The organism is Staphylococcus cohnii species complex 1663 (genome assembly GCF_041008415.1).
GTDB classification, from domain to species: Bacteria; Bacillota; Bacilli; order Staphylococcales; family Staphylococcaceae; genus Staphylococcus; species Staphylococcus ureilyticus.
In genome coordinates, this window is sequence record NZ_JBFDVL010000007.1 from 68,614 (window position 1) to 90,721 (window position 22,108).

Annotated in this window: 18 protein-coding genes; 15 read left to right on the plus strand and 3 right to left on the minus strand. The window is 32.8% G+C overall.

The annotated features are described in order from the left end of the window. Positions 1-118: 118 nt before the first annotated feature. Both AB1J10_RS09910 and AB1J10_RS09915 read left to right on the plus strand, forming a co-directional pair. Positions 119-1,201 carry a glycosyl hydrolase family 28-related protein gene (locus tag AB1J10_RS09910; protein WP_107365330.1) on the plus strand — a complete coding sequence of 361 codons (1,083 nt, stop codon included), beginning with the start codon at positions 119-121 and terminating at the stop codon, positions 1,199-1,201. A gap of 132 nt (positions 1,202-1,333) precedes the next feature. After that, on the plus strand, positions 1,334-2,887 hold the full coding sequence (locus tag AB1J10_RS09915) for an SLC13 family permease (RefSeq protein WP_369003109.1): 1,554 nt from the start codon (positions 1,334-1,336) through the stop codon (positions 2,885-2,887). A 95-nt stretch (positions 2,888-2,982) separates the two neighbouring features. Here the strand turns inward: AB1J10_RS09915 and AB1J10_RS09920 are convergent, their stop codons facing one another. Both AB1J10_RS09920 and AB1J10_RS09925 read right to left on the minus strand, forming a co-directional pair. Continuing rightward, positions 2,983-3,792 (minus strand): prephenate dehydratase, encoded by an 810-nt coding sequence (locus AB1J10_RS09920; RefSeq protein ID WP_046207978.1) that lies wholly within the window; start codon positions 3,790-3,792, stop codon positions 2,983-2,985. Positions 3,793-3,825: 33 nt separating this feature from the next. Beyond that, positions 3,826-4,893 carry a nitric oxide synthase oxygenase gene (locus AB1J10_RS09925; protein ID WP_046207977.1) on the minus strand — a complete coding sequence of 356 codons (1,068 nt, stop codon included), beginning with the start codon at positions 4,891-4,893 and terminating at the stop codon, positions 3,826-3,828. A 240-nt stretch (positions 4,894-5,133) separates the two neighbouring features. Between AB1J10_RS09925 and AB1J10_RS09930 the strand changes: the two genes are divergently transcribed. The 10 genes from AB1J10_RS09930 to AB1J10_RS09975 all read left to right on the plus strand — a co-directional run bounded on the left by AB1J10_RS09930 (position 5,134) and on the right by AB1J10_RS09975 (position 16,694). Next, positions 5,134-6,603, plus strand: a complete 1,470-nt coding sequence (locus AB1J10_RS09930; RefSeq protein ID WP_107365332.1) for a nicotinate phosphoribosyltransferase — start codon at positions 5,134-5,136, stop codon at positions 6,601-6,603. Further along, positions 6,596-7,432, plus strand: a complete 837-nt coding sequence (gene nadE / locus AB1J10_RS09935; RefSeq protein ID WP_369003110.1) for an ammonia-dependent NAD(+) synthetase — start codon at positions 6,596-6,598, stop codon at positions 7,430-7,432. Before AB1J10_RS09930 ends, nadE begins: the two co-directional genes overlap by 8 nt. A 69-nt stretch (positions 7,433-7,501) precedes the next feature. Beyond that, positions 7,502-8,080 (plus strand): DUF2179 domain-containing protein, encoded by a 579-nt coding sequence (locus tag AB1J10_RS09940; RefSeq protein ID WP_019469590.1) that lies wholly within the window; start codon positions 7,502-7,504, stop codon positions 8,078-8,080. Further along, a complete protein-coding gene (locus AB1J10_RS09945) occupies positions 8,077-8,262 on the plus strand; it encodes an NETI motif-containing protein (RefSeq protein WP_046207974.1) in 186 nt (61 codons plus the stop codon). The genes AB1J10_RS09940 and AB1J10_RS09945 overlap by 4 nt, the downstream gene beginning before the upstream one ends. A gap of 327 nt (positions 8,263-8,589) precedes the next feature. Continuing rightward, a complete protein-coding gene (gene purB / locus AB1J10_RS09950; protein WP_064209727.1) occupies positions 8,590-9,885 on the plus strand; it encodes an adenylosuccinate lyase in 1,296 nt (431 codons plus the stop codon). A gap of 85 nt (positions 9,886-9,970) precedes the next feature. Further along, positions 9,971-10,273, plus strand: coding sequence for a YerC/YecD family TrpR-related protein (locus AB1J10_RS09955; protein WP_046207972.1), 303 nt, complete (start codon positions 9,971-9,973; stop codon positions 10,271-10,273). A gap of 296 nt (positions 10,274-10,569) precedes the next feature. Continuing rightward, positions 10,570-11,262, plus strand: coding sequence for a heptaprenylglyceryl phosphate synthase (locus tag AB1J10_RS09960; RefSeq protein ID WP_107365333.1), 693 nt, complete (start codon positions 10,570-10,572; stop codon positions 11,260-11,262). Continuing rightward, entirely contained in the window at positions 11,259-13,463 is a 2,205-nt protein-coding gene (gene pcrA / locus AB1J10_RS09965; protein ID WP_070039289.1) for a DNA helicase PcrA, read from the plus strand. Before AB1J10_RS09960 ends, pcrA begins: the two co-directional genes overlap by 4 nt. A 3-nt stretch (positions 13,464-13,466) precedes the next feature. Further along, positions 13,467-15,470, plus strand: a complete 2,004-nt coding sequence (ligA, locus tag AB1J10_RS09970; protein WP_046207969.1) for an NAD-dependent DNA ligase LigA — start codon at positions 13,467-13,469, stop codon at positions 15,468-15,470. Between the two features lie 12 nt (positions 15,471-15,482). Continuing rightward, the gene (locus AB1J10_RS09975; RefSeq protein WP_064209724.1) at positions 15,483-16,694 is read left to right on the plus strand and encodes a CamS family sex pheromone protein; all 1,212 of its coding nucleotides are present in this window, start codon (positions 15,483-15,485) and stop codon (positions 16,692-16,694) included. A 98-nt stretch (positions 16,695-16,792) separates the two neighbouring features. On the opposite strand, the gene putP is transcribed toward AB1J10_RS09975, so the two are convergent. After that, a complete protein-coding gene (gene putP, locus AB1J10_RS09980) occupies positions 16,793-18,328 on the minus strand; it encodes a sodium/proline symporter PutP (RefSeq protein ID WP_107365335.1) in 1,536 nt (511 codons plus the stop codon). 381 nt (positions 18,329-18,709) lie between these two features. Here putP and gatC point away from each other — a divergent pair, with 381 nt between their 5' ends. The 3 genes from gatC to gatB are packed head-to-tail and all read left to right on the plus strand — an operon-like array spanning position 18,710 to position 21,911. After that, positions 18,710-19,012, plus strand: coding sequence for an Asp-tRNA(Asn)/Glu-tRNA(Gln) amidotransferase subunit GatC (gatC, locus tag AB1J10_RS09985; protein WP_019469599.1), 303 nt, complete (start codon positions 18,710-18,712; stop codon positions 19,010-19,012). 1 nt (position 19,013) lies between these two features. Beyond that, positions 19,014-20,471 (plus strand): Asp-tRNA(Asn)/Glu-tRNA(Gln) amidotransferase subunit GatA, encoded by a 1,458-nt coding sequence (gene gatA / locus AB1J10_RS09990; protein ID WP_046207966.1) that lies wholly within the window; start codon positions 19,014-19,016, stop codon positions 20,469-20,471. A gap of 12 nt (positions 20,472-20,483) precedes the next feature. Beyond that, the gene (gatB, locus tag AB1J10_RS09995) at positions 20,484-21,911 is read left to right on the plus strand and encodes an Asp-tRNA(Asn)/Glu-tRNA(Gln) amidotransferase subunit GatB (protein WP_046207965.1); all 1,428 of its coding nucleotides are present in this window, start codon (positions 20,484-20,486) and stop codon (positions 21,909-21,911) included. Positions 21,912-22,108 lie beyond the last annotated feature (197 nt).

Below are 22,108 nucleotides of genomic sequence, written 5' to 3' on the forward strand. Positions count from 1 at the left end.
AATTAAGATTATAGTTATTATATACTAAGTACATAAATCATTAAAGGTGCATTTAAAGCGTTTGAAAAACGAACTATTAGTTTATTGTAAAGTATTAAGTGAGGAGGAAGAATTACTAATGATAATTAATGCAATGCAGTTCGGCCTAAAAGGTAAGCATAGATGGGCAGATACACGCGCGATTCAAAAAGCGTTAAAATACGCTAGAAAACACAAAAACACAACAATTTATATTCCTAAGGGAGAGTATCATATTTGTAGACCGTTGGTAATATATGATTCAACTACTTTGATAATGGACGACGAAGCAGTATTAAAAAGAGTAGGCAAAGATACTTTATTGAAAAATGGTAGATGGCTGAAATCTTATTATGGATATGAAGGTAATAGTGAAATCTGCATTGCTGGTGGAACATTGGATATGAATGGTTATGAGTATCCATATAACAATACAGCAATGTGCATGGGGCATGCTCAAAATATTCAAATTTTAGGCGTAACATTTAAAGATGTTGTTGGAGGTCATGCAATAGATGCATGCGGCATTAATGGCCTATATATAAATGGTTGCGAATTTTTAGGATTTAAAGACGATAAAGGAGAAAGGTTATTTTCAGAAGCGGTACAAATTGATATACAAGTAAAAGGCGCTTTCCCAAAATTTGGTGCCACGGATGGTACGATAACTAAAAATGTAATAATTGAAAATTGTTATTTTGGAAATTCAAAGACACCAACGATGGGGGCTTGGAATAGAGCAATTGGATCTCATGCGAGTAGATTTAATCAATTTTACGAAAATATACACATTCGTTTTAATACATTTGAAGGTATCAACCAATACGCACTGACACCTTTAAAATCAAAAGATACTTTTATCCATGATAATATATTTAAAAATTGTGGAGGAGGGATTCGATTTTTAGCAGTGAAAGATGGAAAAAATGCACAAGATCTCACAGGTAAGGCAAGACCAACGCAATCTGGAAGTAATTTAAATATTTATCATAATCACTTTATAGGTCATATGTCTAAAGATGCCATTCGAGTGCAAAGCTATAATAACGTAAAACACAACAATATATTTATAGCACAGAATTATTATGACAATAAGCAGCAAAGACTTTATTTAAAAGATATAGAAGATTTGTATCTCTCAAATCAGGAAAATATAAGCGTTAAAAAAATAAATATAAAATAATGATTCTTTATTTTAGTAGTTCTGAATTAAAACACAATATAAAACATATTGTAATTTAATAGAAATTATATTATGTTAAAGAGTAATAAAGTAAGAAAATTCAGAAAATAATTGAAATCGGGGGGAATCATTATGAATAATATAAACAAAGGGGAATATAGGCGTTCGCAGTATTTAACATTTTTTTCTAAAAAAAATAAATCTTATAATGCAGGACAGCTTACAGGGTTGATTTTAGGGCCACTACTATTTATTTTGACATTGTTAACTTTTGAACCTGAAAATTTATCGTATAAAGGCGTTTTTGTATTAGCGATTACTATTTGGATCGCTATTTGGTGGATTACTGAAGCAATACCAATTGCTGCAACTAGTTTGTTGCCATTAATTTTATTGCCTGTTGGACATGTACTTAGCCCAGAAGAAGTATCTGCTCAATATGGTAATGATATTATTTTTCTATTTTTAGGTGGATTTATATTAGCTATTGCTATGGAAAGATGGAATTTACATACACGTGTTGCCTTAACAATCATTAGTATTCTAGGTACAAGTACTGGAAAGATTTTATTAGGTTTTATGATAGCGACAGGATTCTTATCTATGTTTGTTTCTAATACTGCAGCTGTGATGATTATGATACCGATAGGTTTAGCGATTATTAAAGAAGCAAATGATTTAAAAGGGGAAGAAATGAATGCTACAAGCATCAGTAAATTTGAACAATCGCTAGTGTTAGCCATTGGGTATGCAGGAACCATTGGTGGTTTAGGAACTTTGATTGGAACGCCTCCACTTATTATCCTTAAAGGCCAATATCAATCTGCATTTGGTGAGGAAATAAGCTTTGCTAAATGGATGGTCATTGGCGTATCTACAGTCATTGTACTATTGATTTTAGTATGGTTGTATCTACGTTATGTTGCATTTAAACATGATATGAAAGAACTGCCAGGCGGTCAGAACTTAATTAGGAAAAAATTAGATGAATTAGGAAAGATGAAATACGAAGAAAAAGTGGTACAAGCAATTTTTATATTAGCAAGTTTGTTATGGATTAGTAGAGAATTCTTATTGAAAAATTGGTCGTTCACCTCAGAAGTGGCAGACGGTACAATTGCCATGTTTATAGCTGTATTATTATTTTTAATACCGGCTAAAAATAAAGAACAACATACGCGAATTATTGATTGGAATGTTGCCAAAGACTTGCCATGGGGCGTACTCATTTTATTTGGTGGAGGTTTGGCACTTGCTAAAGGTATCTCAGAGAGTGGCTTAGCGAAATGGTTAGGTGAACAATTAAAGTTGATTGAAGGCGTTAGTCCATTAATTATCGTTCTTGTCATTACAATATTTGTGTTGTTTTTAACAGAAATAACTTCGAATACAGCTACTGCGACTATGATTTTACCTATACTTGCAACACTTTCAGTTGCAGTTAATGTACATCCGCTACTACTCATGGTACCTGCTGCTATGGCCGCTAATTGTGCTTATATGTTACCAGTTGGCACACCACCAAATGCTATTGTATTTGGAACTGGAAGGATTAGCATTAAAAAAATGGCGTCAGTTGGATTTTGGGTTAACCTGTTGAGTATTATTGTTATTGTGTTAGTAGTTTATTTCTTAGTACCACCAGTATTAGGTATAGATATTACCAAACCATTACCATTAAAATAAATCAAAAATAATAGAGCCCGAGACAATTAAATGTCTCAGGCTCTATTATTTTTGAAGTATCATATCATGATAAGTTTTTGAATTTTACTTTCTGATTAATCGTGATTTAACTTATTGAAAGATCCAATGATTGTAACTTGAAAATCTAAAGTGTTCAAGATTTTAATGACTTTCGATAACGCTTCTGTTAAACCAGTATCTGCTTGGACGAAAAAATGATACATGCCCAGCTGTGTTTTTAAAGGTCTAGACTCAATCCAAGATAAGTTGATGTTAAAAAGCACAAAAGTGTTTAAAATACTTGCAAGTAAGCCTGGTTTATCAAATTGTGGTGTAATGAGTAACATTGTGTCACTAGCATTGTCCGAATGTTGTGGCTGGTTACTTACGACTAAAAAACGTGTGACATTGTGAGGGAAGTCTTGAATGTTTTGTTCTATAGGTTGAAAGCCATAAGTTTCCCCACTACCTAAAGGTGCGATTGCACCCACTTGGTTGGTTATTTTTTCTAAACTTTGTATCGTGCTATCTACATAATCATATGTGAACTTATGTTGTTGTATATATTGGCTCGTTTGACTAATTGCTGGGCTTATTGAATAAACTTTTGATATATCATTGACTGTTGCATTTTCAGGGCCATATAAAGCAAATTGTATATCTAAATGTATTTCTCCCTGTGCATAAATATTTTGTTGTGTTAAGGCATCGGCAACAATATTGATTGTACCTTCAATTGAATTTTCGATGGGCACGACAGCAATACTATGATTATCTTCTGAGACAGCAGTAACGACTTCATACAAATTAGATTTAGACGTATATTCGAACTCAGATTCTGATAGATATTGTTTTGCCGCTAAATATGAAAATGTTCCTTTTGGACCTAAATAATATAATTTCATGTGACGTTACCCCTTGTATATATGTGTTAAAAATTAATGGAAAGGACACCCAGAAACAGATGATTGTTTTTTATAAAAGAAATTCGGTTCTTTCATCTCATTTTTATACCCGTGATGGTAATTAGATACTAAAGTTGGAGATAAAGATGGTGCCAACCAAGACCATTTTCCGGTTACATCTCTTCCATTTTTCCGTTCGTTTTTTTCAAATCTTTCAAATTGTTTTGACGCAGTTAGATGATCAACCATTGATACGCCTTCATTTTTAAAAGAATGATATACTGCATAATTCAATTCCACTAACGTTCTATCTTTGTTAAAAGAATTATTCTTTAGTGTATCAAATTCAAAAGCTTCTGCAACGGTTTCCAGTAAATTGTAGCGATATGAATCAGTAAAATTTCGCACCGCAATTTCATTTACCATGTACCAGCCGTTGAACGGCGCGGTTGGATATGTGATTCCACCAATTTTTAAGTCCATGTTAGATATAATTGGTACGGCATACCATTTTAGCCCAAGCTTTTCTAATTTTGGAAAACGATCATGGGTAATAGGCACTTCTTTTATCATTTCAGGTTGATAATTGTAAAACTTTAACGATTCACCAGGAATTTTATAAATTAAAGGTAAAATGTCAAAATCTGTATGTTTGCCTTGCCAACCTAAATGTTCGGCTAATTGTGTGATTTTTAGTTCGGAAGGGTCACCTACGTCTTCATAACCTGCATATCTGATAAGTTGATTATTATATATTTTTGGAGGATGTTGAGCATCAAAAATAGTGATACATGGTTTTATTTTCCCTCCATTTGTAGCGAATTGAATATGATTTTCTATTGCATCTAAAAATTCTTGTTCAGTCTGGATATGTCTTGCATCATTGACGGTTAATGAGTCCCAGAATGCACGGCCTATACAACGATTTGAATTTCTCCAAGCCATCTTAGCACCATATACAAGTTCCTCGTTAGTATGTTTATACGTACCAGTTAAGTTTATTTGTGTTTCTATCTGATTAATTCGTTTTAAAATAGTATTTTCGTTATAATTTAATTCTTTATACATTGTTTGAATAAATGATTTAGCTTCATTTAACATATAAAACACCTCGCACACATTATACGGTATTTTTTCTATTTTTAATGTTTAATTATAGAATTGTCATGATTTTGTCGCTACTATTTTGAATTTACTACTAACTAAATAATAATTAAATAACAAAATTATATTTAATATTATGATGCGTTATGTTTGAAGTAATATGGATAAATTCATTTCAGATATAAACGTTTAATTTTTTGTGTTAAACTAATGAAAAAGCCGATAGGAGAGATAGCGGTGTACCAATTTGAGGATGATACATTAGTATTACATAATGATTTATATCAAATAAATATGGCGGAGAGTTATTGGAATGACGGGATTCATGAAAGAAATGCTGTATTTGATTTATATTTTAGAAATATGCCTTTCAACAGCGGATATGCAGTGTTTAATGGATTGAAACGAGTGATTGCTTATATCAATAACTTTCATTTTTCAGAATCGGATATTAAATATTTAAAATCCATTGGTTATCAAGAAGACTTTTTAGAATATTTAAAAGATATGAAATTTACTGGTAATATTCGTTCTATGCAAGAAGGAGAATTATGTTTTGGTAATGAACCTTTATTAAGCGTAGAAGCACCACTTATCCAAGCACAATTAATTGAAACGATGTTGTTAAATATCGTGAATTTTCACACGCTAATTACTACGAAAGCAAGTAGAATAAAACAAGTAGCGCCAAATGACACATTAATGGAATTTGGAACAAGACGTGGACAAGAAGCAGATGCTGCTTTGTGGGGTGCAAGAGCAGCATATATTGGTGGATTTGATTCAACGAGTAATGTGCGCGCTGGAAAACTTTTTGGCATACCAGTATCAGGAACGCATGCGCATGCAATGGTTCAAACTTATGGTGATGAATATATTGCATTTAAAAAATATGCAGAACGCCATAAAGATTGCGTGTTCTTAGTTGATACTTTTCATACTTTGAAATCTGGTGTACCAACAGCGATAAAAGTTGCTAAAGAGCTTGGTGATGAAATTAACTTTGTTGGTATACGTTTAGATTCTGGTGATATCGCTTATTTATCAAAAGAAGCACGTCGCATGTTAGATGATGCAGGATTTACTGAAACTAAAATTATTGCATCAAATGATTTAGATGAACAAACGATTACAAGCTTGAAATCGCAAGGTGCAAAGGTTGATTCATGGGGTGTTGGTACTAAATTAATTACTGGTTACGATCAGCCTGCCTTAGGTGCAGTATACAAACTTGTGGCAGTAGAAGATGCTTCAGGCAATTATGTAGACCGAATAAAGCTATCAAACAATGCAGAAAAGGTAACTACACCAGGAAAGAAAAACGTCTATCGTATTATTAATAAGAAAACAAACAAAGCTGAGGGTGACTATATCACGTTAGCGCACGAAGATCCTTATGATGAGTCTCCACTTAAATTGTTCCATCCTGTACATACGTATAAGATGAAATTTATAAAATCCTTTATAGCCAAGCCGTTACACCATGATATTTTTAAAGAAGGTGAACTCGTTTATGATTTACCAAATGAAAAGGAAGCACAAAATTATTTGACAAAAAGTCTTTCGTACTTATGGGATGAGAACAAGCGTCATCTTAATCCTCAGGAGTACCCAGTTGATTTAAGTACAGAATGTTGGGAAAATAAACATAAACGTATATTTGAAGTGGCAGAACATGTGAAGGAGATGGAAGAGGAAAATGAGTGAAATTCAAGATATTATCGTAAGAGAAATGAAAGTCAAGCCCAGCATTGATAGCAAATTAGAAACGCGTAATATTATTCAATTTATTAAAAATTATATCCAATCTCATTCATTTATTAAATCATTGGTTTTAGGTATTTCAGGTGGGCAAGATTCGACTTTAGCTGGCAAGCTATGTCAAATTGCGATAAATGAATTAAAAGAAAAAGATATTGATTGTCAATTTATTGCAGTTAAATTACCATGTGGCGAACAAAAAGATGCCGATGAAGTTGAAGATGCTTTGAAGTTTATACAACCGGATCGAACAATTACAGTCAACATTAAACCTTCAGTAGATCAAAGTGTAGAATCGCTAAAAGAAGCTGGAATTGTGTTGACGGATTTCCAAAAAGGGAATGAAAAAGCGCGTGAACGTATGAAAGCACAATTTTCGATTGCATCCAATCAACAAGGAATTGTTGTGGGTACTGATCACTCAGCGGAAAACTTGACTGGATTTTTTACAAAATATGGCGATGGTGCAGCAGATATCGCACCGTTATTTGGTTTAAATAAACGTCAAGGGCGACAAATATTAGCATATTTAGATGCTCCAGCACATTTATATGAAAAAGTACCAACTGCTGATTTAGAAGAAAACAAACCACAATTACCAGATGAAGATGCACTTGGTGTTAGTTATGCTCATATAGATGATTATTTAGAAGGAAAACAAGTGCCAAAAGAAGCAAAAGCTATCATAGAAAATCATTATATTAAAAATGCACATAAAAGAGAATTAGCTTACACAAGATATACATGGCCGAAAAATCAAACAGATTTCGAATGATTTTAGTGACAAAATAATAAGTTACTGATAAAATAATTTGAATTTAATGAGAAAGAAAGGGAAATGAACATGTCAGTAATTACTTCTAATCCATGGTTAATGGTTTTAGCTATTTTTATTATTAATGTTGCTTATGTAACTTGTTTGACAATGAGAACGATTTTAACACTCAAAGGTTATCGTTATGTTGCAGCAGTGGTAAGTTTCTTAGAAGTTTTAGTATACGTTATCGGTTTGGGAATGGTTATGTCTAGTTTAGATCAAATTCAAAATGTCTTTGCATATGCATTTGGGTTTTCAATCGGTATTATTGTAGGAATGAAAATTGAAGAGAAATTAGCGCTTGGCTATACAGTTGTGAATGTTACTTCATCTGAATATGAATTAGATTTACCAAAGCAATTGAGGGATTTAGGTTATGGCGTTACACATAATACTGCTTATGGTAGAGATGGTACGAGGTTAATTTTACAAATATTAACACCAAGACGTTTTGAGCTGAAATTGATAGAAACCATTAAGCAAATTGATGAAAAAGCGTTTATCATCGCATATGAACCAAGAACAATTCACGGTGGTTTTTGGGTTAAAGGTGTGCGTAGCAAGAAACTTAAACAATATGATCCAGATAAAGTGGAAAGTATATGAAAAAGCAGCAAAAGTTTAAAGTAGAAGAAAACGAAACGATACAAGCTTGTTTGCAACGTATGCGAGATGCTGGATATATGCCTATTAAACGCTTTGAAAAACCAATTTATAAAGAAAATAAAGATGGTAAATATGAAGTATACAGGCAAGAAATTCAATTTGTTGGAAAATTAATAGAATAATCGTTTAAAACAGATACTTAGTGTTAGATATATAAATGTAATCGTTGGCAGAGATAGAAATCTCAGGTCAACGATTTTTTTATCATATAATCGCAAATTAATATAAAATGATAAATCTTGAGGAGAATAAGGTTTTTATGCACGGCTTTTGATAAAACGTGTTAAAATTTCTATAAAGAAGATAGAAAAGACTTATACATTTATGATCAATTCTGTTAAACTAATAATGACAAGAATAAACACGAACTTTAATTGTATTTTTTGATAGAATGTACATGTTTTTGGAGTTTGTGAACTAAAACTTACGCAAGATAGGAGCTTATTTTAATGATAGAACGTTATTCTAGAGAAGAAATGTCTAATATTTGGACGGATCAAAATCGCTATGAAGCTTGGTTAGAAGTAGAAATACTAGCATGTGAAGCTTGGAGTAAATTAGGAGATATACCTGCTGAAGATGTATTGAAAATTCGTCAGAATGCAAAGGTTGATGTTAACCGCGCAAAAGAAATTGAGGAAGAAACACGACACGATGTCGTTGCATTTACAAGACAAGTATCAGAGACATTAGGTGAAGAGCGTAAATGGGTACACTACGGGTTAACATCAACTGATGTAGTTGATACGGCATTAAGTTATGTCATTAAACAAGCAAACGATATTATTGAAAAAGATTTAGAAAGATTTATTGATGTTTTAGCACAAAAAGCTAAAAATTATAAATATACTTTAATGATGGGACGAACTCATGGTGTACATGCGGAACCAACAACATTTGGTGTTAAAATGGCATTATGGTATACAGAAATGAAACGTAATTTAGAGCGATTTAAGCGTGTGAGAAAAGAAATAGAAGTTGGTAAAATGAGTGGTGCAGTAGGGACTTTTGCAAACATCCCACCTGAAATTGAAGCGCATGTCTGTGAAAATTTAGGTTTAGATACAGCCGCTGTTTCTACTCAGACGTTACAACGTGACCGACACGCATATTATATAGCTACTTTAGCGTTGATAAGTACTTCTATGGAAAAATTTGCAGTGGAAATACGCAACTTACAAAAAACTGAAACAAGAGAAGTTGAAGAAGCTTTTGCTAAAGGCCAAAAAGGTTCGTCAGCGATGCCACACAAACGTAATCCAATTGGCTCAGAAAATATTACTGGTATTGCTCGTGTTATCAGAGGATACATTACAACTGCATATGAAAATGTAGCTTTATGGCATGAAAGAGATATTTCACATTCATCTGCAGAAAGAATCATGCTGCCAGATGTAACGATAGCTTTAGATTACGGGTTAAATAGATTTACAAATATTGTAGAAAGACTTACTGTATTTGAAGATAATATGTTAGCAAATATCGATAAAACTTTTGGTCTTATTTATTCGCAACGTGTATTATTAGCGTTGATAAATAAAGGTTTAGCACGTGAAGCAGCATATGATAAAGTACAGCCAAAAGCGATGGAGTCTTGGGAAACAAAAACACCATTTAGAACATTAATTGAACAAGATTCATCTATTACAGATTTATTGAGCACTGAAGAATTAGATGAATGTTTCAATCCAAAACACCATTTAAACCAAGTTGATACGATTTTTAAACGTGCAGGATTAGAATAATTGAAATTTACTTATGAAATCGTTACACTTTAATGTATTAGCACGTTGAATTAAGATTAAAATGAAAGTACAGGGGTTGTTTTTAATGCAAATAGAAAAATTAAGAGGAAAAGCATTAGATGAATTATTTGATGCAATTCTTACATTAGAAAACAGAGAAGAATGTTACCAATTCTTTGACGATTTATGTACAGTAAATGAGATTCAATCGTTATCTCAACGATTGCAAGTCGCAAAAATGATTAAGCAAGGATATACTTATGCGACGATTGAACAAGAGTCTGGTGCTTCAACTGCAACGATTTCTCGTGTTAAGAGATCTTTACAATGGGGAAATGATGCTTACACAATGATTCTAGACCGCATGAATATTGAAACGGCCGATTAATTAACAATTCTATATACTGTAGCGAAGTGTAATTTTAATGATTTCATTAGTAAAGCTGTTAGTAAAGAAACTTTCTTTGCTGACAGCTTTTTATGTTGTTAATTTAAAGTGTATTGATAAAATAGATACGAAGCGATTATTTTTCTGAAAAATTTTGAATATATTTAATGAGAAACATGATTAATCTACCATTGATATGTCATGTTAGAATTCAATATAAAATCCTATATCGTTTTAGAACTCAGTGGTTAAAAATGATATAATCAAAAGTATGCTAAAAAAAGGAGTAACATATCATGTATGACATTAAAAAATGGAAACATATTTTTAAATTAGATCCTGCTAAGTCGATTTCTGACGATGATTTAGATGCGGTATGTATGTCTCAAACCGATGCAATTATGATAGGTGGCACAGATGATGTTACTGAAGATAATGTTATTCAATTGATGAGTAGGGTGAGAAGATATCCTTTACCTCTCGTTTTCGAAATTTCCAATATCGAAAGTGTTATGCCTGGTTTTGACTTTTATTTTGTACCGACTGTATTGAATAGTACAGATGTAAAATATCATAACGGTGTACTTTTAGAAGCATTGAAATCATTTGGACATGTCATAGATTTTGAAGAAGTTGTTTTTGAAGGATATGTTGTCATGAATCCTGAAAGCAAAGTAGCACAAGTTACACAAGCTGAAACAAATTTAACAGATGAAGATATCGAAGCATATGCTCAAATGATTAATGAAATGTATAAATTACCAGTTATGTACCTTGAATATAGTGGTGCATACGGAGAAGTTGAAAAGGTAAAGACAGCTGCAAATATGTTAAGTGATACACAATTATTTTATGGTGGTGGCATTAGTAATCAAGAAGATGCTGAAGAAATGGCTTCGATTGCTGATACGATTATCGTTGGTGATATTGTTTATAAAGATATTAAAAACGCATTAAAAACAGTTAAGATAAAGGAGTCACATAAATGAATGCATTAGTAAATAAGATGAATGATGAACAAAGTTTAGCAGTACGCACTACAGAAGGGCCACTACTTATTATGGCGGGTGCGGGTTCAGGCAAAACACGTGTTTTAACTCATCGTATAGCTTACTTGCTTGATGAAAAGGACGTATCCCCATACAACATTCTAGCGATTACTTTTACAAACAAGGCAGCAAAAGAAATGAAAGCACGTGTGGAAGCTTTAGTAGGAGAACCGGCTCAAGTTATATGGATGTCAACATTTCACTCAATGTGTGTAAGAATACTGAGAAGAGATGCGGATAGAATTGGTATTGAACGTAATTTTACTATAATTGATCCTACTGACCAAAAATCAGTTATCAAAGATGTATTGAAAAATGAAAATATAGATAGTAAAAAGTTTGAACCAAGAATGTTTATAGGTGCTATAAGTAATTTGAAAAATGAATTGAAAACACCAGAGGATGCACAAAAAGATGCTGAAACATATCATGAACAAATGGTTGCTACAGTGTATAAAGGATATCAAAGACAGTTATCAAGAAATGAAGCGTTAGATTTTGATGATTTAATCATGGTTACAATTCGATTATTTGAACGTGTGCCAGATGTGTTAGAATTTTATCAAAATAAATTCCAATACATTCATGTCGATGAGTACCAAGATACAAACAAAGCACAATATACATTAGTAAATCTTTTAGCATCTAAATTTAAAAATTTATGTGTAGTTGGTGATTCTGATCAATCTATTTATGGTTGGCGTGGTGCTGATATTCAAAACATACTTTCCTTTGAAGAAGATTATCCTGAAGCTAAAACGATATTTTTAGAACAAAATTATCGCTCAACTAAAAATATATTAAATGCAGCTAACGAAGTAATCAAAAATAATTCAGAGCGTAAACCTAAAGGATTATGGACAGGTAATACATCTGGAGAAAAAATTCACTATTATGAAGCTACTACTGAGAGAGACGAAGCGGAATATGTAGTTAAGGAAATTATGAAACAACAACGTAATGGAAAAAAATATAAAGATATGGCTATCTTATACCGTACCAATGCTCAGTCTCGTGTGTTGGAAGAGACATTTATGAAATCTAATATTCCATACACAATGGTTGGTGGTCAAAAATTCTATGATCGTAAAGAAATTAAAGATCTACTTAGCTATTTGAGAATAATAGCCAATAGCAATGATGATATCAGTTTACGTCGTGTAATCAATGTACCAAAACGTGGCGTAGGTCCATCGACAGTAGATAAAATTCAGGCATATGCTGCTCAAAACGAGATAAGTATGTTTGATGCACTAGCAGAAGTAGACTTTATAGGCTTATCTAAAAAAGTAACACAAGCATGTATTTCATTTTATGACATGATACAGAACTTAATTAAACAACAAGAATTTTTAGAGATTACAGAAATCGTTGAAGAAGTATTGGTGAAATCAGGTTACCGTGAGATGTTGGAACGAGAACAAACATTAGAATCAAGAAGTAGATTAGAAAATATAGATGAATTTATGTCAGTCCCTAAAGACTACGAAGAAAACACGCCATTAGAAGAACAGTCGTTAATCAATTTTTTAACAGACTTATCTTTAGTTGCTGATATAGACGAAGCGCAAATAGATGATGGCATAACGTTGATGACAATGCACTCAGCCAAAGGATTAGAGTTTCCTATTGTATTTATTATGGGCATGGAAGAATCATTATTTCCACATATAAGGGCGATAAAAAGTGATGATGATCATGAAATGCAAGAAGAAAGAAGAATTTGTTATGTAGCGATTACACGTGCTGAAGAAACGTTATATTTAACGCATGCGACATCAAGAATGCTTTTTGGAAGACCGCAGTCCAATATGGCTTCAAGATTCTTAAATGAAATACCTGAAGATTTATTAGAAAACGAAAATAAATCACGAGCAACTACACAAGGAAATCGATTTAAATCTGCAACCAAACAACCTGAAAAAAGAGGATATAGTAAACGTGTGACATCCTCGAAAAAAGCACAACAATCGACGGATTGGCATGTTGGTGACAAAGTTATTCATAAATCATGGGGTGAAGGTATGGTAAGTAATGTTAATGAAAAAAATGGTTCGGTTGAATTAGATATTATCTTTAAATCTGAAGGACCTAAACGTTTGCTTGCTCAATTTGCACCTATTGAAAAGAAAGGGGAATAAAGCGTGGCTGACTTACAATCGCGTGTCGATGTATTACATCAATTACTAAATCAATATAGTTATGAATATTATGTACAAGACAACCCTTCAGTACCAGACAGTGAATACGATAAACTTTTACATGAATTGATAGATATTGAGGCGAACAATCCAGAATATCGAACAGCTGATTCACCTACAGTAAGAGTGGGTGGCTCAGCTCAATCAACTTTTGAAAAAGTGAATCATGATACACCGATGCTAAGTTTAGGGAATGCTTTTAATAAAGAAGATTTAAAAAAATTTGATCAGCGTATACGTGAACAAATTAATCATGTGGAATACATGTGCGAATTGAAAATAGATGGTTTAGCAGTTTCTCTCAAATACGAGAATGGTAAATTCGTACAAGGTTTGACACGTGGTGACGGTACTACGGGTGAAGATATCACCGAAAACTTAAGAACGATACATGCAATACCATTAAAGATTAATGAAGCTAGAACATTTGAAGTTCGTGGTGAAGCATACATGCCCAGAAAATCATTTTTTGATTTAAATGAAGCTAAAGCACAAAATGATGAGCAACCTTTTGCCAATCCAAGAAATGCAGCTGCTGGTTCACTTCGACAATTAGACTCCAAACTTGCAGCAAAGAGAAAGTTAAGTGTTTTCTTATATAGCGTAAATGACTTTACACAATTTCATGCACATACACAAAGCGAAGCTTTAGATGAATTAGATAAATTAGGTTTTAAAACAAATAAAGAAAGAGAACGTGTCCAAACTATAGAAGAAGTATTCGATTATATTGAAAAATGGACTGAAGCACGTGAACAGTTACCTTATGATATCGACGGCATTGTTATCAAAGTAAATGATTTAGACCAGCAAGATGAGCTTGGCTATACACAAAAATCTCCTCGTTGGGCAATTGCGTATAAGTTTCCTGCTGAAGAAGTCATAACAGATTTATTAGATATTGAACTGAGTATTGGTAGAACAGGCGTCGTTACACCTACGGCTATACTTGAACCAGTTAAAGTTGCGGGCACTACAGTTTCTAGAGCTTCTTTACATAATGAAGATCTAATACATGAAAAAGATATTCGAATTGGTGATAGTGTTGTAATTAAGAAGGCGGGAGACATTATACCAGAAGTCATAAAAAGCGTATTAGATCGTCGACCACAAAATGCTGAAGTTTATCACATGCCTACACATTGCCCTAGCTGTAGTCATGAACTTGTAAGAATTGAAGGAGAAGTGGCTTTAAGATGTATCAATCCAAAATGCCAAGCACAACTTGTTGAAGGTATGATTCATTTTGTATCACGACAAGCAATGAATATAGATGGTTTAGGTACTAAAATTATTCAACAACTTTATGAAAATGAAAAAATAAAAGATGTTGCTGATATATTTTACTTAACTAAAGACGATTTGCTACCATTAGAGCGAATGGGTGAAAAGAAAGTAAACAATCTATTAAATGCGATTGAAGATGCTAAATCAAACTCATTAGAACATTTGCTATTTGGTTTAGGGATTAGACACTTAGGTGTCAAAGCGAGCCAAGTCATTGCTGAAAAATATGGAACCATGGATGATTTATTTAATGTTACAGAAGAGTCATTGATTGAAATCTATGATGTGGGTCAAAAATTAGCACAATCATTAGTCACTTATTTAGAAAATGAAGATATCCGTGCACTTATTAATAAATTAAAGAAAAAACATGTTAATATGACTTATAAAGGTGTCAAAACAACAGAGTTAGAAGGGCATCCAGAATTTATTAATAAGACCATTGTTTTAACTGGAAAGTTATATCAAATGACAAGAAATGAAGCTTCAAAATGGTTAGAGATTCAAGGTGCTAAAGTTACAAACAGTGTTACAAAAAAGACAGATTTAGTAATTGCTGGAGAAGACGCTGGTTCAAAACTTACAAAGGCTGAACAATTTGGTACAGAAGTTTGGACAGAAGATGACTTTGTCCAGAAACAAAAAGAAATAGAGGGATAGAGGAGATAATGCATGAAAAGAACGATTATACTATTCATCTCAGCAATTTTTCTATTATCAGCATGTGGAAATGAGGATAATGAAAAAAGTAAAGAACAATCTAATGACAATAAGCAGCAAGAAAAATCAGGTTCAGTTAAAGAAATTGCCACCGATAAAAATGTTCAAGGCAATAATTATAGAACGATTTTACCATTTAAAGAAAGTCAAGCACGTGGTTTATTACAAGATAATATGGCAAATAGTTATAACGGTGAAGATTTTGAAAACGGGCTTTTAGAATTGAGTAAAGAAGTTTTTCCAACTGACGATTATTTATATCAAGATGGTCAATACTTAGATAAAGATACGATTAACGCTTATTTAGACCCGAAATATACCAAATCAGAAGTAGATGCAATGGATGAAGATGAACGAAAAGAAAAGAAAGCAAATGAGAATTTAGGTTTAAATCCATCACATAATGGTGAAACAGATCCAGAAAAAATTGCGGAAGATTCACCTGCATATCTTTCTAATATTTTGGAACAGGATTTTTATGCGAGTGGTGATACTAAAGGGAAGAAAATTAAAGGTATGACCATTGGGCTAGCAATGAATAGTACGTATTACTATCAAAAAGAAAAAGATGGCGAGACCTATAGTAAAGATTTAGATGATAAAGAAATTAAGAAACAAGGAAAGCAAATGGCAGGCGAAATTTTGTCAAGAGTCAGAGAAAATAAAGCTTTGAAAGACATACCTATACACTTTGCAATTTATAAACAAACTGGCGAAAATTCAATTGTACCAGGAGAGTTTATTGCTGGTACGACAGTTGAAGATGGTAAGACACGTATTAATGAATGGAAAGATATTAATCAAACAACAGCATTGTTACCTTCTGATGAAGCAAGTAAAATTGATGAAAATTTAAATAATAATTTCAAACAATTTAATGATGATTTACAGACGTATTTTAATAACTTTACTCAAGCAGTAGGGACAGTTAAATTTGATAATAAAAAAGCGAAGCAACTAACTGTTGATGTACCGATTGATTATTATGGCGAAGCAGAAACAATTGGTATCACACAATATATCACTGAACAAGCAGAGAAATACTTTGATGATATTGACGAATATGAAATTCGTATAAAAGATGGTAACAAGGCAAAAGCTTTAATCAGTAAAACTAAAGATGACAAAGACCCACAAGTCCATATTTATAAAAACAATAATTAATAAGCATATACACATTAAAAGCCACACTTGTAATCAAGATATGTATTACAAGTGTGGCTTTTAATGTGTTAATTTATAGTGAGAGAGTTATTATACGATTATTCTTTGACAATCTCTTTTACTTTATTTAAATCGTTATTTACAAACTCACCGGGCTTTTTCGTAATTTTACTTACTAGATAAGTAACGATCACACTAGCTAGGAAACCAGGAATTATTTCATACATACCGAAGATTTCATTTATTGATGCTAATGGTTTAATCCAAGCAATCCATACAATAACGACTAAAGCACCGGTAATCATACCGCTCAAAGCACCAGCCTGAGACAAACCCTTCCAGTAAAGTGAGAAGATTACTAACGGACTAAATGCCGCGCCAAACCCTGCCCAAGCATTACCTACAAGGTTTAAAATTGTATCATTTGGAGACCAAGCAATCCAAATTGCAATAATTGCTACTAGTAAAACAGATAGTCTTCCTATCATTACAAACTCTTTTTCGTGTGTTTTTGCTTTCGATTCACCGCGAATAAGTTTATAAAAATCTTCAGTCAGTGAACTAGAAGTTACTAATAACTGAGATGAAATTGTGCTCATGATAGCTGCCAATATAGCTGCTAATAAGAATCCACCAACGAGTGGATGGAATAAAATTTGGCTCATAATGATAAATAGTGTCTCTGGATCTTCCATTTTAATATGGTATTGAGGTATAAATGCGATACCTGTTAACCCTACAGCAACTGCACCTAAGAGCCCTACAACCATCCAGCTTATACCTAAACGTCTAGCTTTTGGTAAAAGTTTATGTGTTTTAATGGACATAAAACGAACGATGATATGTGGTTGTCCAAAATAACCTAAACCCCAGGCAAATAACGAAATAATACCTAAAAATGTAGTCCCTTTAAACAAGTCCATATTGGTAGGTTTCATAGCTGCTACCTCACTAAATGTATCCAAACCGTTGAGTTTTATAAGTGCTACGATAGGGACCATGACCATAGCAATTAACATAATTACACCTTGAAAGAAATCTGTAATCGATACAGCTAAATATCCACCAAAAAACGTATAAAAAATAACGATTGCTGCAACAATGATAAGCCCCCAATGATAGTTCAAGCCAAAAGCACTTTCAAATAATTTACCACCAGATACAAACCCAGAATGTGTATATAAAGTGAAAAACACAACGATGATTAGACCTGAAATTATTTTTATGTAATTTTTGCGGTCGTTGAGTCGATTTTTAAAAAAATCTGGTAAGGTAATAGCATCTCCTGCAATTTCAGTATAAATACGAAGTCGAGGTGCGACTACAAAATAGTTAACATAAGCGCCAAGCGATAAACCAATTGTAATCCACATTGCAGATAATCCAGTACTATATACAGATCCAGGAAGCCCCATAATCATCCATCCACTCATATCAGATGCACCTGCTGATAGGGCAGTTACATAAGGGCCAATACTTCTACCTCCAAGCATAAATTCACTTAAATTACCTGTGGATTGCTTATAACCGTAATAGCCAATAACTAATAAAATGATAAAATAAATAATAATCATGATATACGTTTGCCAAGTAGCGTGAACTTGATTCGCTAAAGATGTGCCTAGAATAAACATAATACTTCAACTCCCTTATTCCCAGAATATTAAATTGTGTTACATGAATTATTATACAATGAAATTTATAAATAGAGTAGAAATATTTTTTGGTTTTTCAAAATGTTTATCTCAATGACAAAAATGAAAATGCTTACATATAATGAACTAATATTACACTATTTATAAAAATATGGTTTATTATGCAATGATTGATATAAATGCTGTGATACTTAAGTAGATTATATTCAAAATATATTTAAGTCACATAATTCCAAAAGGTTGAGCAAAAGGAATTAAAATAAACAGGGTTATTTATTGTTATTGGTGAAAAGTTTAGATTTTTGCTTGGAATTTTGATACAATTTTATAATGAATGAGTAAAAAGGAGGCTTTTATTTAATGGCTAAAGTTACACGTGAAGAGGTAGAGCATATTGCTAATTTAGCTAGACTTCAAATATCAGAAGAAGAAACAATTGAAATGCAAGATACATTAGAAAGTATTTTAAATTTTGCTAATCATATAGATACAGCAGACACTAGCTCAATTGAGCCAACTTATCATGTATTAGATTTACAAAACGTGTTAAGAGAAGACAAAGCAATCGAGGGCATTCCTCAAGAGCTTGCATTAAAAAATGCTAAAGAGACGGAAGATGGACAATTCAAGGTGCCATCTATCATGAATGAGGAGGACGCTTAAGATGACCATCCGTTATGAATCTGTGGAAAATTTAATTACATTAATAAAAAACAAAGAAATTAAACCTTCACAAGTAGTAAACGATATCTACGATGCAATTGAAGAAACTGATCCAACAATCAAATCATTTCTTGCATTAGATAAAGATAATGCTATTAAAAAAGCACAAGAATTAGATGAGTTACAAGCCAAGGACCAAATGGAAGGCAAACTTTTTGGTATTCCAATGGGAATTAAAGATAATATTATTACTGAAGGTGTAGAAACAACATGTGCTAGTAAAATGCTAGAAGGATTTGTACCTATCTATGAATCCACAGTTATGAATAAATTACGCAACGAACAAGCGGTTTTAATTGGAAAATTAAACATGGATGAATTTGCAATGGGAGGTTCTACAGAAACTTCTTATTTTAAAAAAACGTTAAATCCATTTGATCACACAGCTGTTCCTGGTGGTTCATCTGGTGGTTCTGCAGCAGCAGTTGCAGCAGGATTAGTTCCTTTTAGTTTAGGCTCTGATACTGGTGGTTCAATTCGTCAACCTGCAGCTTATTGTGGAATCGTAGGCTTAAAACCAACTTATGGTCGTGTATCACGTTTTGGTTTGGTAGCATTTGCGTCTTCATTAGACCAAATCGGACCGTTAACACGCAATGTTAAGGACAATGCTTTAGTATTAGAAGCAATCACTGGTTTAGATGAAAATGATAGTACAAGTGCACCAGTAGAAGATGCAGACTTTACATCTGATATTGGTAAAGATATTCAAGGACTTAAAGTAGCATTACCAAAAGAATATCTTGGCGAAGGTATATCTGACGAAGTGAAAGCATCTGTGAAAAACGCTGTTGAAACATTGAAAGAACTAGGTGCTACAGTAGAAGAAGTTTCATTACCAAACACAAAATATGGCATTCCTTCTTATTATGTAATCGCATCATCTGAAGCATCATCAAATTTATCGCGTTTTGATGGTATCAGATACGGTTATCATTCACCAGAAGCAAATTCACTTGAAGAATTATATAAAATGTCAAGAAGTGAAGGATTTGGTGAAGAAGTTAAGCGTCGTATTTTCCTTGGTACATTTGCGTTAAGTTCGGGTTACTATGATGCGTTCTACAAAAAATCACAAAAAGTTAGAACATTAATTAAAAATGATTTCGATCGTATTTTTGATAACTATGATGTTGTAGTAGGACCAACAACACCAACAACTGCATTTAATATAGGTGAAGAAATCGATGATCCACTTACAATGTATGCGAATGACTTACTAACAACACCAGTTAACTTAGCTGGTTTGCCAGGTATATCTATTCCTTGCGGAAAAGCGAATGGACGTCCAATTGGTTTGCAATTTATTGGTAAACCATTTGATGAGAAAACATTATATCGTGTCGCTTTCCAATATGAAACAAAATTTAATTTGCATAATGAATACGAAAATTTATAAGGAGTGGAAATCATGCATTTTGAAACAGTTATTGGACTAGAGGTCCATGTTGAGTTAAAAACAGAATCTAAAATGTTTTCTCCATCACCAGCACATTTCGGAGCAAAACCTAACTCAAACACAAACGTCATTGATTTGGCTTACCCTGGTGTATTACCGGTTGTCAATAGACGTGCGGTTGATTGGGCGATGAGAGCATCAATGGCATTAAATATGGATATTGCAACAGAATCAAAATTTGATCGTAAAAACTATTTCTATCCAGATAATCCTAAAGCATATCAAATTTCACAATTTGATCAGCCAATTGGTGAAAATGGTTATATTGATATTGAAGTAGATGGTGAAACGAAACGTATAGGTATCACACGTTTACACATGGAAGAAGATGCTGGTAAGTCAACACATAAGGATGGTTATTCACTAGTTGACTTAAATAGACAAGGTACACCATTGATTGAAATTGTATCTGAACCAGATATTCGCTCACCACAAGAAGCGTATGCATACTTAGAAAAATTGCGTTCAATCATACAATATACTGGTGTCTCTGATTGTAAAATGGAAGAAGGATCATTGCGTTGTGATGCTAATATTTCTTTACGACCATATGGTCAAGAAGAATTTGGAACAAAAGCAGAATTGAAAAATTTAAACTCATTTACTTATGTACGTAAAGGGTTAGAATATGAAGAAAAACGTCAAGAAGAAGAATTATTGAACGGCGGAGAGATTTTACAAGAAACGAGACGTTTTGATGAAGCTACAGGTAAAACGAATCTTATGCGTGTAAAAGAAGGTTCTGATGATTACCGTTACTTCCCAGAACCAGATATTGTGCCTTTATATGTTGACGATGAATGGAAAGAACGCGTACGTCAAACAATACCTGAATTACCTGATGAAAGAAAAGATAAATACGTCAATCAATTTGGTTTACCAGCATATGATGCACATGTGATTACATTGACAAAAGAAATGTCTGATTTCTTTGAAGGTGCAGTAGCTGAAGGTGCAGATGTAAAATTAACTTCAAACTGGTTAATGGGTGGCGTTAATGAGTATTTAAATAAACATCAAATAGAATTATTAGATACTAAACTTACACCACAAAATCTTGCAGGTATGATTAAGTTGATTGAAGATGGCACAATGAGTAGTAAAATCGCTAAAAAAGTTTTCCCAGAACTAGCTGAAAATGGTGGAGATGCCAAACAAATTATGGAAGATAAAGGTTTAGTTCAAATCTCTGATGAAGCAACACTGCTTAAATTTGTAAATGAAGCGTTAGACAACAATCCACAATCCGTTGAAGATTATCAAAATGGTAAGGGTAAAGCTATGGGCTTCTTAGTTGGTCAAATTATGAAAGCTTCCAAAGGTCAAGCTAACCCACAATTAGTGAACCAATTATTAAAACAAGAATTAGATAAAAGATAACATCATCATTCATTTTTAAACAGTTTTAATCTAATTAAAGAAAAACCTGAGACTGAAGCATCTTAAATTAAAAAATAAACGTCAATTTCTATTACAAATATAGGAATTGGCGTTTTTTGTTGGTGTAACATTCAGGAATATATCATTATCATCTTTTTTCAGCGATTTTGGCAATTATTGACGCCAAGAGGATCATT